The following is a 16,907-nucleotide window of genomic DNA, read 5'->3' as shown; positions in this document are numbered from 1 at the left end:
GCCTAGCATCTCGATTGCAAAGTTGCGGAGGGGATCGTGGCCGTTCAGAAACTCTATGCCGGTGTAAAACTGCGCGAACTGCGCGGCCGCCTTGGGCTGACGCAAAAGGCGTTTGCCGAAAAGCTGGGCGTGTCCCTGCCCTATCTCAACCAGATGGAAAACAACAACCGCCCGATCAGCACAACGGTAGTGGTCAATCTGGCGCAGGAATTCGGCTTTGACGTCACCGAGTTGCAATCGGGTGACGAGGCCCGCCTTGTCGGGGACATGCGCGAGGCCCTGGCCGATCCGATCTTTTCCGGCCCGACCCCACCGCTTGCAGATTTGCGACTTGCCGCATCAAATGCCCCTGCCCTGACCCGCGCCTTTCTGGATTTGCATTCCGCCTATCGCCAGACCCACGAACGCCTTGCGTCACTGGACGAGGCATTGGGCCGCGAGGATGCCCGCCTGCAACCCAGCCCCTGGGAGGAAGTGCGCGACTTCTTTCACTATTGCGACAATTACATTGATGCGGTGGATCGCGCCGCCGAACGGTTCGCCGCGCAGGCCAGCACGAAACCAAGCCCGGTTGCGGCTGCCGTTTCCGCCCTTGGGGCGCATGGGATTGCGGTGCATTTCAGTGATCAGGACGGGGCGTTGCGCCACTTTGATCCCGAGACGCGCAAGCTGCACATTTCAACCCGCGCCGCCGCGCCAACGCAGGCGTTTCAATTGTTCATGCAGCTGGCGCTGGTCACGCAGGACAAGCTGCTTGAGGCCACGCTGGATCTGGCGCGGTTCCATTCCCCGCAGGCACGCGCCATCGCCAAGATCGGGCTTGCAAACTACTTTGCAGGCGCGGCGCTTATGCCTTACGGCGCGTTCTTGCAGGCCGCGCAGGACACCCGCCATGACCTTGAACGCCTTGCAGATCGGTTTGGCGCGTCGCTTGAACAGGTCGCGCATCGCCTGTCGACCATGCAGCGCCCCGGAGCCAAAGGCATCCCGTTCTTTTTCGTGCGCGTCGATCCGGCCGGCACGATCACCAAACGCCATTCAGCCACAACGCTGCAATTCGCGCGCTATGGCGGGGCCTGCCCCCTATGGAATGTGCATCGCGCATTTGAAACGCCGGGACGCTGGCTGCGCCAACTGGCCGAAACACCGGACGGCGTGCGCTATTTCTGCCTCGCGCGGGATGTGACGAAATCAGGTGGGGCGTTTGATGCACCCACGCGCCGTTACGCCATCGGGTTGGGGTGCGAGGTGCGCCACGCAGGGGCGCTGGTTTACGCCGACCACATGGATGTGGACGCCGCGCAAGCCTATGAACCCATTGGGATTTCCTGCCGCATTTGCGAGCGCCGCACATGCCATCAACGGGCCGTTCCGCCGCTGGAACGCGAATTGCGCGTCGAACTGAACCACCGCGGCACCCTGCCCTATCAAATTGACTGAAAGGTAACACATGGAACTGACTGGCAGCCGCATCATCAATGCCGACCGCGCGACCGTCTGGGCGCATCTGAACGACGCCGACACCCTGCGCGCCTGTATTCCGGGGTGCGAAGAATTGACAGGTTCACCCGAGCAGGGGTTCGCAGCTGTGGTGAAACAAAAGGTCGGCCCTGTGAAAGCCACGTTTCAAGGGGCGGTGACATTGGCGGATGTGAATGCGCCCGAAAGTTACCGGATTGTCGGTGAGGGCAAGGGCGGCGTGGCAGGCTTTGCCAAGGGCAGCGCGGATGTGCACCTGGCCGATACCGAAGATGGCACCGCGCTGACCTACACCGTTAATGCAGCAGTCGGCGGCAAGCTGGCGCAGTTGGGCAACCGCGTGGTGGGCGGATTCGCCCGCAAGATGGCGGACGAATTCTTTGATCGTTTTCAGGCCGTTGTGCAGGGCGACACCGGCACCTAGCCAGCCTTTAGCATACCCCAGATTTCATCCTTGAGGGCAAGGCGCTGCTTGCGCATGTCCGCCATATGCAAGTCATCGGTCGGTGCGATATCGGTTTCAGCGCGGTGCACGGCGCGGTTCACCTCGTGGTATTTTTCCGACAGGTTTGCGAAATGCGCGTTCTCGGACTTGAGCTTGTGCATCAGTTCGATGTGCTCGGGAAATTCTTCGGCAAGTTCATGTGGCGTGTGAGACATATGGTGTCCTCCCTTGACTGTTCGCCCAAGGCTATCGCGCGGGGCCGCGTGGCACTTTGACAGGGATCAAACAATGATGGTTTATGCGCCCTAATTTCGCGCCGCACGCCAGCCTGCTGCGCGGGCTTCGGCCTCGGTGCAGAACCAGCGTTCACCGTTGGCCGGATTGATGCCGGTGCGCTCGTAATCGCGGTTGTGGGGCATATGATAGATGCGGCCCGAACGCGAAATGTTGCCCTTGATCACACAGTTTGCGTCGGGTGCCGTGGCGCCTTGCAGCGTGGCGGCGCGTTCATCGGCGCGAAAGGTTGCAGGGGCGGTGAACTGCGCCCCCCAGATGCCGATTGCGGCCACGGCTGCGGCCTTTTCATCCAGATCATATTCCATGGAATAGCGCCGATATGCGGTGGCCAGACCTGCCCGCACGATGGTGCGGCCCATGTCGGCTCCATCCACCGCGCAGCGCGCGACGATCCGGTCATAGCGGTCGATATCGACCTGCTGGCAAGCTGCATATCGCCCCTGAAACCTTGCGCGCACTTCCTGCGTGCTCCATGCGCCGCATTCCCAGACGCTGCCCTGATCCGTGGTGCAGGTTTGCCCGTTTTCCAGCGCATCTATCCCGTGCATCCTGACGGTTTGCCCTGCAATTTCAAAGGTATCGCCATCGATCACACGGATTCGGCCGTCGGGGCCAGCGAATGCCGCCAAGGGGAGAAGCGTCAGCAACAGGATTGAACAGAAGCGGAACATATCCTTAACAAAAGGTTAATTTCCGACTGATGCAAGGGTGAAATCACCAAAAGGTTAAGATGTCGCTAGCGCTGCTCGGTCTGCCAGTTCGGGTGCATCCACGGCACATCATTTGCCGCCGCCAGCATCCCGCGCCCAAGGATATGATCCGCCGCCTTTTCCCCCACCATGATCGAGGGCGCATTCAGGTTGCCGTTGGTGATACGCGGAAAGATCGAACTGTCGGCCACACGTAGCCCATCGACGCCAATCACCCGTGTTTCGGGGTCAACGACTGCGCTTGGATCATCCGCCGCGCCCATCTTGCAGGTGCCACAGGGGTGATAGGCGCTTTCGGCATGTTCGCGGATCGCGGCGTCCAACTCATTGTCGCTTTGGGCGGCGTCACCGGGTTGAATTTCGTGACGGCGGAAGGGGGCAAAGGCATCCTGCGCGAAAATCTCGCGGGTCAGGCGGATGCAGGTGCGAAACTCCTCCCAGTCCTGCGGATCGGACATGTAGTTGAACCGGATTTCGGGCGCGGCAAGGGGGTCAGCGCCCGCCAGCGTGACCGCCCCGCGCGACACAGACCGCATCGGCCCCACATGGGCCTGAAACCCGTGCCCTTCGGTCACGGTTTGCCCGTCATAGCGCACAGCCATCGGCAGGAAATGAAACTGGATATCAGGGTAATCAATACCCGCTTTTGACCGGATAAACCCGGCACTTTCAAACTGGTTTGAGGCCCCCAGCCCCGTGCGCGTGAACAGCCACTGCGCACCGATCAGCCCTTTGCCGAACAGGTTCCAATACTTGAACAGTGACACCGGCTGGGACGCCGCCATCTGGATATACATCTCAAGGTGGTCTTGCAGGTTCTGGCCAACGCCCGCGCGATCGGCGATGACATTGATCCCGTGCTCCGCCAGATGCGCGGCAGGGCCAATCCCCGACTGCATCAGCAGTTTGGGCGAATTGATGGCCGAGGCCGCGATGATCACTTCAGCGTTGGCGCGGATCGTTTCGACCACCCCGCCGCGTTGCACCGCGACACCCACGGCGCGGCCTTCCTCGATCACCACACGCAGCGCCAGCGCGTTCACCAGATCGCAATTCGCGCGTTTCAGCGCGGGGCGCAGGTAGGCGCGCGCGGCAGACCAGCGCTGGCCGTTATGGATGGTTGCGTCAAAGGGGCCAAAGCCCTCTTGCTGGTGGCCGTTGTAATCGCCCGTCACGGGGTATCCGGCCTGTTGCCCTGCGTCGACAAAGGCCTGCGTCAGGGGGTTTTTGCCGGGGCCGCGCGTGACATGCAGCGGGCCATCACTGCCGCGCCAGCCCGGATCGCCGCCGCGCCCGCCGTCCGTCCAGTTTTCCTGCCGCTTGAAGTAGGGCAGCACATCGCCATACCCCCAGCCCTGCGCCCCGCTTTCGGCCCAGTGATCGAAATCGCGCGCATGGCCGCGCACATAGATCATCCCGTTGATCGAGGACGACCCACCTATCACCTTGCCACGCGGACAGGCCAGGCGGCGGTTGTTCAGGTGCGGTTCGGGTTCGGACCAATAGCCCCAGTCATAGCGCTTCATGTTCATCGGATAGGACAGCGCGGCGGGCATCTGGATGAACGGCCCCACATCTGTGCCGCCATGTTCAATGACCAGCACCGATTTGCCTGCTTCGGCCAGTCGATAGGCAATAGCGCAGCCCGCGCTGCCTGCGCCGACGATCACATAATCTGCCTGCATTGCGGTGTCCTAGAACGGCGCGTCGACGGGGCCCATGGCCACATAGACGGATTTGATTTGGGTGTAGTACTCGATCGCGCCTTTGGAGTTTTCGCGCCCCACGCCCGACAGTTTCGACCCACCAAAGGGGGCTTCGACCGGTGCAAGGTTGTAGGTGTTGATATAGCAGGTGCCTGCCTGAAATCCGGCAGCCATGCGGTGGGCGCGGGTCAGGTCTTGGGTGAAAACACCGGCGGCAAGGCCAAATTCTGTTTTATTTGCGCGCGTTAGAACCTCTTCTTCATCCCTAAAGTTAAGAATGGACAAGACAGGACCAAAGATTTCATCCCGTGCGATCGTCATATCGTCTGTGACGTTGGAAAAGACCGTGGGCTGGATATAAAATCCTTCTTTTTCAATGATCTTACCGCCATAACTTAATGTGGCCCCTTCACTGATACCGGCCTTGATGAACCCCATGACGATGTCGCGCTGGCGGGCGCTGACCATGGGGCCGAAATTGGTGGATTCATCCATCGGGTCGCCCATTTTGATCTGGTCAAGCCGCTCGCAAAGCCGCTTGATGAACGCCGCACGGATGCCGTCTTGCACGAAAACGCGGGTGCCATTGGAACACACCTGCCCCGAACTGTAGAAGTTCCCGAGGATCGCGCCGCTGACGGCGTCTTCAAGGTTGGCATCGTCGAAAATCACCAGCGGGGATTTGCCGCCCAGCTCCATCGTGACATGGCGTATGCCTTCGGCGGCGGCGGCATAAACCTTGCGCCCTGTCGGCACTGAACCGGTCAGCGACACCTTGGCCACGCGCGGGTCCGTGACCAGCGATGCGCCCACAGCGCCCATGCCCTGCACCACGTTGAACACACCGGCGGGCGCGCCAGCCTCGTGCAATATCTCGGCGACTTTCAGGGCGGACAGCGGGGTGGTTTCAGACGGTTTAAACACCATCGTGTTGCCACAGGCGAGTGCGGGCGCGCCCTTCCAACAGGCGATTTGTGTGGGGTAGTTCCATGCCCCGATGCCAACACAAACGCCCAGAGGCTCGCGTCGCGTATAGACGAAATCATCGCCGAGCTGGATGTGTTCGCCGGTGATCGACGCGGCCAGCCCGCCGAAGTACTCCAGCGCATCCGCGCCACTGGTCGCATCCGCCACCAGCGTTTCCTGCAACGGCTTGCCGGTGTCATAGGTTTCCAGCACCGACAAGTCGCGGTTGCGAATCCGCATGATATCGGCGGCGCGGCGCAGGATGCGGCCCCTTTCGGTGCCCGTCATCGCCGCCCAGTCGTTTTGTGCGCGGGTCGCGGCGGCCAGCGCCTGCTCGACGATTGCTGGGGTCGCGGCATGGACCTTGGCGATCACTTTGCCGGTTGCAGGATAGATCACGTCAATCACGTCACCGCTTGTGTCTTCGACGTAAGCGCCGTCGATAAAGTGGCTGGCGGTGGGTTGGGTTGGATAGGTCATGGAGCCTCCGGCGGGGATATTTCGGGCAAGATGAGAGCGTTATTCACCACGGGGAAAGCGTTTGCTTTCTTCAAGCACATTCAGGTCCATGTGGTTGCGCATGTAGCGCTCGGATGCCTTTTGCAGCGGCTGGTAGTCCCACGGATAATAGTCGCCGTTGCGCAAGGCCTCGTAGACAACCCAGCGGCGCGCCTGACTTTCGCGCACGTCCGCGTCAAAGCGTTTCAGATCCCAGCGTTCCTGCGATTTGGCCCGTAGCTGCGTCAGCGCCTCTTGGTATTTTTCAACATTGGCGAGGTTGTTCTGCTCGTGCGGGTCGGTGGAAATGTCAAATAACTGATCCGGGTCCAGATTGCAGCGGATATACTTCCATTTCCCGTCACGCAGGGCGACCAGCGGCGCGTTTGACCCTTCGGCGGCATATTCCATGGCCACGGGGGTGGTGCGCGTGCCGCCCTGACCCAGCAGTTTCAGGCTTTCGCCGTCGGTCCAGGGCATGACCTCGTCCATGCTGACACCGGCAAGGTCGCACAGGGTCGGGCAGACGTCGATATTGCTGACGGGGGTGGTCACCAACCCTGCATCCATATCCGGCGCAGAGATCATCATCGGCACGCGGGCCGAGCCTTCAAAGAAGGTCATTTTGAACCACAACCCGCGTTCGCCCAGCATGTCACCATGGTCTGACACAAACAGGATCGTCGCCTCTTGGCGGGTGTCTTTCAACACTTGCAGGATTTCACCGATCTTGTCGTCCAGATAGCTGATATTGGCGAAATAGGCGCGGCGCGAGCGGCGGATGTCATCTTCGGTGATGTTGAAATTGCGCCAGTCGTTGGCGTCGAAAATCCGTTTGGAATGCGGATCTTGGGCATCATAGCCAAGGTCGGCGACCTGCGGCAGCAGGTGTTCGCAGTCTTCATACAAGTCCCAGTATTTCTTGCGCGCAACGTAGGGGTCGTGCGGGTGGGTAAAGCTGGCCGTGAGGCACCACGGACGCGGATCGCCACCGCGTGACAACTCGTAAATCTTGCGGGTCGCGTGATAGGCAACCTCGTCATCATATTCCATCTGGTTGGTAGTTTCGGCAACGCCGGCCCCCGTCACCGACCCCATGTTGTGATACCACCAGTCGATCCGTTCGCCGGGTTTGCGATAATCCGGCGTCCAGCCAAAATCGGCGGGATAGATGTCTGTCGTCAGGCGTTCCTCGAAGCCGTGCATCTGGTCGGGGCCGACAAAGTGCATCTTGCCCGACAGGCAGGTTTGATAGCCTGCACGACGTAGATGGTGCGCAAATGTCGGGATCGCCGAGGCAAATTCGGCCGCGTTGTCATAGACACCCGTGCGCGAAGGCAGTTGCCCCGAGATGAACGAGGCCCGCCCCGGCGCGCACAGCGGCGAGGCCGTGTAGCAGTTGGCAAAACGGGTCGAGCGCGCCGCCAATGCCTTGAGGTTGGGCGCGTGCAACCAGTCGGTGGGGCCGTCGGGAAACAGCGTTCCGTTCAACTGGTCGACCATGATAATCAGGATGTTGGGCTGGGTCATGCGGCACCTTTGGTAAGCGTGGAAAGGAGCGAAAGCGTGCGCCCGCAAGCGTCTGCATCCGGTTCGGCAAGGGCTGCGCGGATATAAAGCCCGTCAATCAGCGCCGCGAGCGTGCCAGCCACATCGCGTGGATCATCGCACAGCGGGCGCAGCGCGTGGGTCAGATTGCTGCGCAGGCGGTGCTGGTAGATATGCAGCAGGCGTAGGGCCTGAGGATTTGTTTGCGCCTGCACGTAAAATGTCATCCAGGCGCTGACGGTGGCCGGATCAAAGAAAGCGGGCGCGAAATTTGCTCGGATGATGGCACGGGCACGGTCCGCAGGGGTGGGGGCTACGCCAAGGGCCGCGCGCACCTCGGTGCCGTAGTCGCGCAGGATCTGGCGCATGGCAGCGATGAAAATCTGGTCTTTTCCACCAAAATAGTGGTGTGCCAGCGCAGAAGACATGCCCGCGCGTTTGGCGATCTGGCTGACGGTCACGTCCAAAGACGCGGCCGCACCGACCTCTGCAATAGTTGCTTTCACCAACGCCGCGCGGCGTATAGGCTCCATCCCAGCTTGGGCATAAATTCCTCAGATTTTGCTTGCCCGGTGACACTAGATCGTTCTTTATTGACTGGTCAATCAAGAAAAATGAACCAACTTGGGAGCTGCTAAAATGACAACGAAATCAACACTTTCCGTGCTGGCAATTTGCGCCGCAATGCCGGCTTTTGCTGACTGCGATTCGGTTACGTTTTCCGATGTGGGCTGGACCGACATCACCGCAACAACCGCCGCAACCACCGTTGTGCTGAACGCACTTGGCTATGAAACAGACATCAAGGTGCTGTCGGTGCCGGTCACCTACACCTCGCTGGCCGAGGGCGATGTGGACGTTTTCCTTGGCAACTGGATGCCAACGATGGAAGGCGATATCGCGGCCTACCGCGACGCTGGCACCGTCGATACCGTGCGCGCCAACCTAGAGGGCGCGAAATACACGCTGGCCACCAATGCCGCAGGCGCTGCACTTGGGATCACCGATTTCGCCTCGATCGCCGCCAATGCCGATGCGCTGGACGGCAAGATTTACGGGATCGAAGCGGGCAATGACGGCAACCGCCTGATCATGGACATGATCGCCGACAACGCCTTTGGTCTGGGTGATGCGGACATGGAAGTTGTCGAAAGTTCAGAAGCGGGGATGCTGGCGCAGGTCGGCCGCGCCAATGATCGTGATGAACCCGTTGTGTTTCTGGGCTGGGAACCCCACCCGATGAACGCCAACTACGACATGACCTATCTTGAAGGTGGCGACGACTGGTTCGGCCCCGATCTGGGTGGCGCAACGGTGTTTACCAACACGACCGCCGGTTACGCCGATACCTGCCCGAACCTTGGCGCGTTCCTCAACAATCTTGAATTCACGCTTGCGATGGAGAACGAGATCATGGGCGCGATCCTTGACGAGGGCCAAGAGCCAGCCGCGGCCGCAACCGCATGGATGGCCGCCGACCCCGATCTCGTCATGGGCTGGCTTGATGGCGTGACAACCAAAGACGGTGGCGACGCCGCCGAGGCCGTCAAAGCCGCACTTGGCATGTAAGCGATAGCGGGCCGTCCCGCGCGGGGCGGCCCATTCGGGCGCACAGATGTCATTTATCAACAGCATATTGGATGCGGTGGTTGCCATCGCCTATGCCTTTTGGTGGTGCATCGTTGCCGTCTGGGATTTCGTCTGGTGGCTGGTCCCTGCCCTGTGGTGGTTCCTGAAATGGCTGCCCCAACGGGTTTTCGGCTACACAGATGAAAAACTGCCTGTGGGCGAAACCGCCAGTCGCGGATTTGATTATGTGCGCGACGGGGCGCAGGGGTTTCTGGACGGGTTTTCCGACAGCGTTGAAATCTTTATCGAATTCCTGCTCGCATTGCTGTCGCGCCCGCCCGGCACCAACTGGATACGCGGGCGCGGCTTTGAACCCTATGTGTCATTCTGGACCGAAACGACCCATCCTTTCGTGATTGTCGCGGTGATTGTCGCGCTGGTTTTTGCCTTGCACCGCCGCCTGACAATTGCCGCCTTTGTGGCGCTGGGATTTCTGTTCATCCTTGATCAGGGCTATTGGGAAGAAACGGCCGAAAGCCTGAGCCTTGTTCTGTCGGCCTGTGTTGTCTGTATGGCAGTGGGCGTGCCGATTGGCATCGCTGCGGCGCACCGCCCGCGCCTGTATGCCTGGATGCGCCCCGTGCTGGACCTGATGCAGACCTTGCCGACTTTTGTTTACCTGATCCCGGCAATCGTGTTTTTCGGCATCGGGATGGTGCCGGGCCTTGTGGCGACGGTGATCTTTGTGGTGCCTGCGCCGATCCGTCTGACGCAGTTGGGCATTTCATCCACGCCGCAATCCCTGCTGGAAGCGGCGGATGCATTCGGCGCGACGGCGCGGCAAAAGCTGTGGAAAGTGGAGTTGCCCTCGGCGATGCCCCAGATCATGACCGGGCTGAACCAAACCATCATGCTGTCCCTGTCGATGGTGGTGATTGCGGCCCTTGTAGGGGCTGACGGGCTGGGCGTGCCGGTGGTGCGTGCGTTGAATACTGTGGACACGGCCAAGGGCTTTGAAAGCGGGCTGGTCATCGTGATCGTCGCGATCATGCTTGACCGTATCCTGCGGGTGGGCCGCAAATGAGCGCCGTTGAATTTGACAACGTGTCGATCGTGTTCGGGGATGATCCGTCCGCCGCCCTGCCGATGATGGACGCGGGCAAGGACCGCCCTGATATTCAGGCCGCCTGTGGGCAGATCTTGGGCGTGCACAACTGTTCGCTATCCGTCCAAGAGGGTGAAATCCTTGTGCTGATGGGGCTGTCGGGGTCTGGCAAATCGACGTTACTGCGCGCCGTGAACGGGCTGAACCCCGTGCTTCGCGGCGAGGTGCGTATCAAGGACGGTGCCGAGATGACAAGCGTCACCCACGCCAACACAGCGACCCTGCGCCGCCTGCGCCGCAAAAGCGTGGCGATGGTGTTTCAGGCCTTTGGCCTGCTGCCATGGCGCACGGTGCGCGACAACGTCGGCTTTGGCCTTGAACTGGACGGCATGGAAAAATCCGCCCGTGCGACCAAGGTCGCCGAGCAGCTTGAACTGGTCGGGCTGTCGGATCGCGCCGATGCGCTGGTGGGCGAATTGTCGGGCGGGATGCAGCAGCGTGTCGGTCTTGCGCGCGCCTTTGCCACTGATGCCCCAACCCTGCTGATGGACGAGCCGTTTTCCGCGCTTGATCCGCTGATCCGCACGCGGCTTCAGGACGAACTGCTGGACCTGCAAAAGCGGCTGAACCGCACGATTGTCTTTGTCAGCCACGATCTGGACGAGGCGTTCAAGATCGGCAACCGGATCGCCATCATGGACGGTGGCCGGATTGTGCAGATCGGCACCCCGCGCGAGATTTTTTCCGCTCCAGCCAATGGCTATGTCGCTGATTTCGTGGCAAATATGAACCCGCTTGGCGTGCTGTGTGCGCGGGATGTGATGATTGACGGCAGTATTGACGGGCCCACGGTGGACGCCGAAACGCCGGTGCGTGATATCATTGCGATGCTGGGTGAAAATGGTGATCTAAGTGTCACGGAAAACGGAAAACCCATCGGGCAGATTTGCCGCGCAAGTGTTCTGGCACGGCTTGCGCCCAGCGCGGATTAACCCCGCGCCGCGACACCAGTCATCGCCGTTTCCAGATCGTGCACCAGCGTTTTCGCCATGGATCGCATCGCCATGATCTGGAACGTCTGCGGCCCCGTGCGTGTCACGCTGACCGTCAGATGCGCCAACATGGTGCGGGCGGTATGGCCCTTTTTGAAATGCGCTGCACGCAAGTCGACAGGGACCAGACGGGCCAAGACATCCTCGCCCCCCGCGCCGTCCAACTGGACCACGGCCCATGCATCTGATTGATCGCTGACAGCCGCGCCCTTGATCGCGGGCAGGTCCGCGCCCGTAACCAACGCCACGCCTTTGCCGAACCACAAGGCACGCGCGCCGCCCTTGGACGTCATGCGATTGGGGCTGGGCAACGCGATGCCCGTGGCCGATTTCACGGCGTCCGAGACCGCTTTGGCCTGCCCCGCGAAAGGCGCGACCGAGGTGATTGGCCCGGCCTCTACTTCGGACAGTGTCAGCCCGCCGATGGTGATCGGCAAAAGGCCCGCGCAGGGCGTTTGTGCAACCAAATTAACCACGCAAGCGCCCTCCTGTCGCATCAACAAAGACCGGATCGCAAACCTCGCACTGGGTTGTCACGCCGCGCAGGTGATCGACCATCGTGATCACCTCGCCATGGCGCGCGCGCCCGTTCCGCAAAAACCCAAGGCCAAGTGTCGTGCCAAGGGTCGGCGAAAAGCCCACGCTGGTCACATAGCCCTGATCGTTGGTGCGCACGGGGTCCGCGCCCTGATTGAACAAATGCGCGCCGGCGGTGATTTGCTTGACCGCGCCGGCCGGTTTCAGCCCGACAAGCTGTTCACGATCGTCGTCCAGCAGCCCCTCGCGTTGCGACGCGGCATTGCCGATACAGTCCTTTTTCTGGCTGACCATCCGGCCAAAGCCGATGTCGAATGCGGTCGTGCGCCCGTGGATTTCCGAATGGGTGATGTGGCCCTTTTCGATCCGCAGCACATTGAGCGCCTCCATCCCGTAGGCGCAGCCGCCCATGGCCTCGGCGCGTTCCACCAGCAGGTCATAAAGGGAAGCGCCATAACGTGCGGGCACCGCGACTTCATAGGCGTGTTCGCCACTGAACGAGATGCGGAACAAACGCCCCTGCACCCCTGCGACACCCATGTCGCCGCAAGCCATGAAGGGCCAGCTTTCGTCGTCAATCGGGGCGTCCAGCACGCCGTTCAACAACGCGCGCGATTTCGGCCCAGCCACGGCAAACTGCGCCCATTGTTCGGTCACTGAAATGCATTGCACGTCCAGATCGGGCCGCAAGACTTGCGCCACGAAATCAAGGTGGCGCATGACCAATCCGGCGGCGGCGGTCGTCGTTGTCATGACAAAGTGGTTTTCGCCCAGCCGCGCGGTGGTGCCATCGTCCATGACATGGCCGTCCTCGCGCAGCATGAGCCCGTAACGCACCCGCCCGATTTTCAGCGTCGAAAACGTGTTGCAATAGACGAAATCAAGAAAGGCGGCGGCGTCCGGCCCCTGAATGTCGATCTTGCCCAAGGTGCTGACATCGCTGATCCCGACAGCATTGCGCACGGCATTCACTTCGCGATCACAGGATTGCCGCCACGTGGTTTCGCCATCCGCCGCATAGAATGACGGGCGATACCACAGCCCCGCTTCGATCATCGGCGCACCACGTGCCACGCTTGCCTTGTGCGATGTGGTGAACCGTTGCGGCGCAAACCCCGCGCCTTGCGATCCGGCGCCCATCGCCGCAATCGCGACGGGCACATAGGGCGGGCGAAAGGTGGTCGTGCCGGTTTCGGGAATACCGCGCCCGGTGGCATCGGCCAGCACTGCAAGGGCCGCCACGTTGGAATTCTTGCCCTGATCGGTTGCCATCCCTTGGGTCGTGTAGCGCTTCATGTGTTCGACGCTGCGGAAATTTTCCTGCGCGGCCAGCTTGATATCCTTGACGTGCACATCGTTCTGGAAATCCAGCCATTTGCGCCCTTTGCCTTCAACGAACCACAGCGGTTCCATGCGATAGGGCGTGTCTTCTGCCTGCGGTGTCGCGGTGGGTTTCGCCTTGATCTTCAACGCGGCCAGCGCGGCTACGGCCACTGCCGCGCCATCCGCAAGGCAGGCGGCGGTGGAAAAATGCCCGTTGGCGGCACCCGCGACCGTCATCCCCGGCACAGCCTCCGGTGTCGGCACGAATGACGCGATGTCGGTCCGCCATGTGGGCCGCCCGTTCATATGGCAGGTCAGATGCACGGACGGGTTCCACCCCCCCGACATGGCCAGACAATCGGTCGCGATCTTGTCAGTGCCGCCCGCGTGGGTGACGCTGATTTGTTCCAGTCCAAGCCGCCCGCGCGTGGCAGTGACCTGCGCGCCGGTGAACAAAAGATAATCACCCAAGGCGCGCGCATCCTCGCGGCTGTCAATCACGCCTGCCACGGTGACACCAGCGGCGATCATATCCAGCGCGGTGCGGTGCGCATCATCATTGTTGGCAAAGACCGTGATAGCCTGACCGGGGGCAACACCCCACCGGTTAAGATAGGTGCGCACGGCCCCTGCCGTCATGATTCCGGGGCGGTCGTTGTTGGGAAATGCGATGGGGCGCTCCAACGCACCTGCACAAAGCACCGCGCGTTTTGCAACGATCCGCCAGAAGCATTCACGCGGCAGGCCGTCCGCGCGGGGGCGGTGGTGGCCGACCCGTTCAAGCGCGCCATAAGTGCCCTGATCATAGGCACCTGTGACGGTGGTGCGGGTCATCAGGCGCACGTTGTCCATACCGCGCAGTTCGGACAGCACCTGTTCCACCCACAGGTGGCCCACCATCCCGTCAACATCATGGGTTTCGGCCAAAAGCCGCCCACCCATGCGCGCGTCCTCGTCCGCCAAAATCACGTCAGCGCCTGCCCGCCCTGCCGTGAGCGCCGCCATCAATCCCGCAGGCCCCGCACCGATCACCAACAGATCGCAAAACGCGAATGCCTTTTCATAGGTGTCGGGGTTGTGCTTGCCGCTGAGTGCGCCAAGACCGGCGGCATGGCGGATAATCGGTTCGTAAACGCGTTCCCAGAATGCGCGCGGCCACATGAAGGTCTTGTAATAAAACCCCGCGCCAAGGAAGGGCGAAATCAGGTCGTTCACGCCCATCGCATCCATGCGCAGCGACGGCCAACGGTTCTGGCTTTGCGCCTGCAATCCTGTGAAAATCTCTTGCGTGGTGGCACGCTGGTTGGGATCCGCCTTTGCCCCCTTGCCGATTGTCACCAGCGCGTTGGGTTCTTCTGATCCGGCGGTCAGTATCCCGCGCGGGCGGTGATATTTGAACGAGCGCGCCACAAGCCGCACATCATTGGCGAGCAGTGCCGCGGCCAGCGTGTCGCCATCGCGCCCCGCATAGCTTTGCCCGTCAAAGGTAAACGGGACCGAGGCCGCGTTGCCGTAAATGCCCTTGCCTTGAATTCTCATCGTTTGACCTTTGCGGCGGCGGTGCTGGCATGCACGGCATGTGTCACGGTGTTGCGGTGCACGACGATCCAGGTCGCACAGGCATCGTGATACCAAAGATCGCGGGTGTCCCCGGCGGGGTTTTCACGGTTGTGCAGGTAGTCATCCCACGCGCCATCGCCTGCATCGCGCGCAGGGCGGTCCAGCGCCAATGCGTCACCTTGATAGGTGAATTCACGGCGGTCGCGTTCGCCACAATGGGGGCATGTGATACGCATGTTTTGCTACCTTTAGTGCAGATTATGCTGAGAGCCGGTGCCCTCTTCATCCATCAAGCCGCGGCCTGTGCGAAAACGGTCAAGCCGGAAACGGGCGGCGGGGGCGTGGTGGTTTCCGGTCGCCATCAGGTGGGCAAAGCTGAAACCGGACCCCGGCACCGCCTTGAAGCCGCCGTAACACCAGCCGCAATCAATGAACAAACCTTCGGTGTCGGTCTTGTCGATAATCGGGCTGCCATCGGGCGTCATATCCATGATCCCGCCCCATGATCGCAGCACGCGCGCCTTGCCGATCATCGGCATCAGCGTCATCGCCGCGTCCATCACGTGTTCTTTCATCGGCAGGTTGCCGCGTTGGGCATACGAGCTGTAGAAATCCAGATCGCCGCCAAACACCAGCCCGCCCTTGTCGGATTGGCTGATGTAGAAGTGCCCCATGCCAAAGCTGACCACATGGTCGATGCAAGGCTTTAACCCTTCGGTCACAAAGGCCTGCAAGACGTGGCTTTCGATCGGCAGGCGCATTCCGGCCATCGCCGCGACCTGCCCGCTGCGCCCGGCGACAACGATCCCGACCTTTTTGGCGCGGATCGCCCCGCGTGTGGTCTGCACGCCCTTGACGACACCGTTTTCGATATCGATCCCCGTCACTTCACAATTCTGAAGCAGATCAACGCCGCGCTGATCCGCCCCGCGCGCATAGCCCCAGGCGACCGCATCATGACGTGCCGTGCCGCCACGCGGGTGCAGCAGGCCGCCGTAAATCGGAAAGCGGACATTGTCGAAATCAAGATAGGGCAGATGTTTGCGCACACCGTCGCGGTCCAGCAACACCGCATCGTCGCCCTGATTGATCATCGCGTTGCCACGGCGCGCAAAAGCATCGCGCTGCCCGTCGCTGTGGAACAGGTTGATCAGCCCGCGCTGGGAATGCATGACGTTGTAATTGAGGTCCGCTTCCAGCCCTTCCCACAGTTTCAGGGAATGGCTGTAGAATTCCGAATTGCCCGGCAGGAAATAGTTGGCGCGCACGATCGTCGTGTTGCGCCCCACGTTGCCGCCACCAATGTAACCTTTTTCCAGCACGGCGATATTGGTCATCCCGTGCTCTTTGGCCAGATAATAGGCCGTCGAGAGCCCGTGCCCGCCACCGCCGATGATCACGGCGTCATATTCGGCCTTGGGTTCGGGATCGCGCCACTGCGGCGTCCAGCCCTTCTGGCCGAACAGCCCTTCCTTGATCACCCGAAAACCGGAATAGCCCATGGCGCAGCCCTTTGTCCCTACGGGGCGACCCTATCAAGCCCGCGTCCGCGTGCAACGCCGCTTTTCGACAAATCCGCGCCTCCGCGCGACGTCTAGTAGAGGGCCAGACCCATCGTCACCATAATCGCGATCATGACCAGCAAAAGCCCAAGCTGGATCAGTCCTGCGCGGCGCGCGGCAATTGTCGCATGGGCGACAAACGCATCCGGTCTGTCCGTCAACCCGCTGAACTGGCGGCGCAAACGCCCGCCCACGTTCTCGATCGCCATCATCACGACAAAGGCCGTGATCACCAACACGCCATAAGGCGCAAGCAGATCGGCCCAACCGGAAATGCCACCGCCCAGCCAAGCGCGAAAGCCGCCCAACAGATAGGTCAACCCGGCCATACTGCCCAAGACACCGGCCACAACAGGGCGCAGGCGGTCAAACAATGCCACAGCCTGATCGCCAGGCAAACGCGCCAGCATCGGCCAGACGGCAAGCCCGACAAACACGGTCGACCCTGCCCAGATCACCGCAATCGACAGGTGCAGATAGTGAAAGATTGCCAGCACAGCGCCCCTATCTTCATCTTGGCCAAACAACTCCGGGGGGAGTCCGCAGGACG

Annotated in this window: 16 protein-coding genes; 5 read left to right on the top strand and 11 right to left on the bottom strand. The window is 61.3% G+C overall.

Annotated features, from left to right (window positions below; translation table 11 throughout):
• The first annotated feature begins 36 nt into the window (after positions 1 to 36).
• Both SJY21_RS14810 and SJY21_RS14805 read left to right on the top strand, forming a co-directional pair.
• The gene (locus SJY21_RS14810; protein ID WP_377512393.1) at positions 37 to 1,440 is read left to right on the top strand and encodes a short-chain fatty acyl-CoA regulator family protein; all 1,404 of its coding nucleotides are present in this window, start codon (positions 37 to 39) and stop codon (positions 1,438 to 1,440) included.
• A gap of 10 nt (positions 1,441 to 1,450) precedes the next feature.
• Positions 1,451 to 1,903, top strand: a complete 453-nt coding sequence (locus tag SJY21_RS14805) for a CoxG family protein (RefSeq protein ID WP_377512390.1) — start codon at positions 1,451 to 1,453, stop codon at positions 1,901 to 1,903.
• On the opposite strand, the gene SJY21_RS14800 is transcribed toward SJY21_RS14805, so the two are convergent.
• From SJY21_RS14800 to betI, 6 genes are all read right to left on the bottom strand, one after another.
• Positions 1,900 to 2,139: a YdcH family protein gene (locus SJY21_RS14800; RefSeq protein WP_377512387.1), complete on the bottom strand. Its 240-nt coding sequence runs from the start codon at positions 2,137 to 2,139 to the stop codon at positions 1,900 to 1,902. The genes SJY21_RS14805 and SJY21_RS14800 overlap by 4 nt on opposite strands.
• A gap of 90 nt (positions 2,140 to 2,229) precedes the next feature.
• A complete protein-coding gene (locus SJY21_RS14795; protein WP_377512384.1) occupies positions 2,230 to 2,892 on the bottom strand; it encodes a thermonuclease family protein in 663 nt (220 codons plus the stop codon).
• Between the two features lie 65 nt (positions 2,893 to 2,957).
• Positions 2,958 to 4,616 (bottom strand): choline dehydrogenase, encoded by a 1,659-nt coding sequence (betA, locus tag SJY21_RS14790; protein WP_377512381.1) that lies wholly within the window; start codon positions 4,614 to 4,616, stop codon positions 2,958 to 2,960.
• Positions 4,617 to 4,625: 9 nt separating this feature from the next.
• A complete protein-coding gene (gene betB / locus SJY21_RS14785; protein WP_377512378.1) occupies positions 4,626 to 6,083 on the bottom strand; it encodes a betaine-aldehyde dehydrogenase in 1,458 nt (485 codons plus the stop codon).
• Between the two features lie 39 nt (positions 6,084 to 6,122).
• Entirely contained in the window at positions 6,123 to 7,631 is a 1,509-nt protein-coding gene (gene betC, locus SJY21_RS14780; RefSeq protein WP_377512375.1) for a choline-sulfatase, read from the bottom strand.
• Positions 7,628 to 8,182, bottom strand: coding sequence for a choline-responsive transcriptional repressor BetI (betI, locus tag SJY21_RS14775; RefSeq protein ID WP_377512372.1), 555 nt, complete (start codon positions 8,180 to 8,182; stop codon positions 7,628 to 7,630). Before betI ends, betC begins: the two co-directional genes overlap by 4 nt.
• A 106-nt stretch (positions 8,183 to 8,288) precedes the next feature.
• Between betI and choX the strand changes: the two genes are divergently transcribed.
• From choX to choV, 3 genes are read left to right on the top strand one after another with little or no spacing between them, the layout of a single operon-like run.
• Positions 8,289 to 9,218: a choline ABC transporter substrate-binding protein gene (gene choX / locus SJY21_RS14770; RefSeq protein ID WP_377512369.1), complete on the top strand. Its 930-nt coding sequence runs from the start codon at positions 8,289 to 8,291 to the stop codon at positions 9,216 to 9,218.
• 46 nt (positions 9,219 to 9,264) lie between these two features.
• A complete protein-coding gene (gene choW, locus SJY21_RS14765) occupies positions 9,265 to 10,302 on the top strand; it encodes a choline ABC transporter permease subunit (protein WP_377512366.1) in 1,038 nt (345 codons plus the stop codon).
• Positions 10,299 to 11,315, top strand: coding sequence for a choline ABC transporter ATP-binding protein (gene choV / locus SJY21_RS14760; RefSeq protein ID WP_377512362.1), 1,017 nt, complete (start codon positions 10,299 to 10,301; stop codon positions 11,313 to 11,315). The genes choW and choV overlap by 4 nt, the downstream gene beginning before the upstream one ends.
• On the opposite strand, the gene SJY21_RS14755 is transcribed toward choV, so the two are convergent.
• The 5 genes from SJY21_RS14755 to SJY21_RS14735 all read right to left on the bottom strand — a co-directional run bounded on the left by SJY21_RS14755 (position 11,312) and on the right by SJY21_RS14735 (position 16,854).
• Entirely contained in the window at positions 11,312 to 11,851 is a 540-nt protein-coding gene (locus SJY21_RS14755) for a sarcosine oxidase subunit gamma (protein ID WP_377512359.1), read from the bottom strand. The genes choV and SJY21_RS14755 overlap by 4 nt on opposite strands.
• A complete protein-coding gene (locus tag SJY21_RS14750; RefSeq protein WP_377512356.1) occupies positions 11,844 to 14,774 on the bottom strand; it encodes a sarcosine oxidase subunit alpha family protein in 2,931 nt (976 codons plus the stop codon). Before SJY21_RS14750 ends, SJY21_RS14755 begins: the two co-directional genes overlap by 8 nt.
• On the bottom strand, positions 14,771 to 15,031 hold the full coding sequence (locus SJY21_RS14745) for a sarcosine oxidase subunit delta (RefSeq protein WP_377512353.1): 261 nt from the start codon (positions 15,029 to 15,031) through the stop codon (positions 14,771 to 14,773). The genes SJY21_RS14750 and SJY21_RS14745 overlap by 4 nt, the downstream gene beginning before the upstream one ends.
• 12 nt (positions 15,032 to 15,043) lie before the next feature.
• A complete protein-coding gene (locus SJY21_RS14740; protein ID WP_377512350.1) occupies positions 15,044 to 16,297 on the bottom strand; it encodes a sarcosine oxidase subunit beta family protein in 1,254 nt (417 codons plus the stop codon).
• A gap of 92 nt (positions 16,298 to 16,389) precedes the next feature.
• Positions 16,390 to 16,854, bottom strand: a complete 465-nt coding sequence (locus SJY21_RS14735; RefSeq protein WP_377512347.1) for a hypothetical protein — start codon at positions 16,852 to 16,854, stop codon at positions 16,390 to 16,392.
• Positions 16,855 to 16,907: the final 53 nt, after the last annotated feature.

The sequence above is a fragment of the Octadecabacter sp. R77987 genome (genome assembly GCF_042466115.1).
GTDB lineage: Bacteria > Pseudomonadota > Alphaproteobacteria > Rhodobacterales > Rhodobacteraceae > SW4.
The sequence above is the reverse complement of the archived record's forward strand: the minus strand, read 5'-3'. Positions and strand labels throughout refer to the sequence as shown.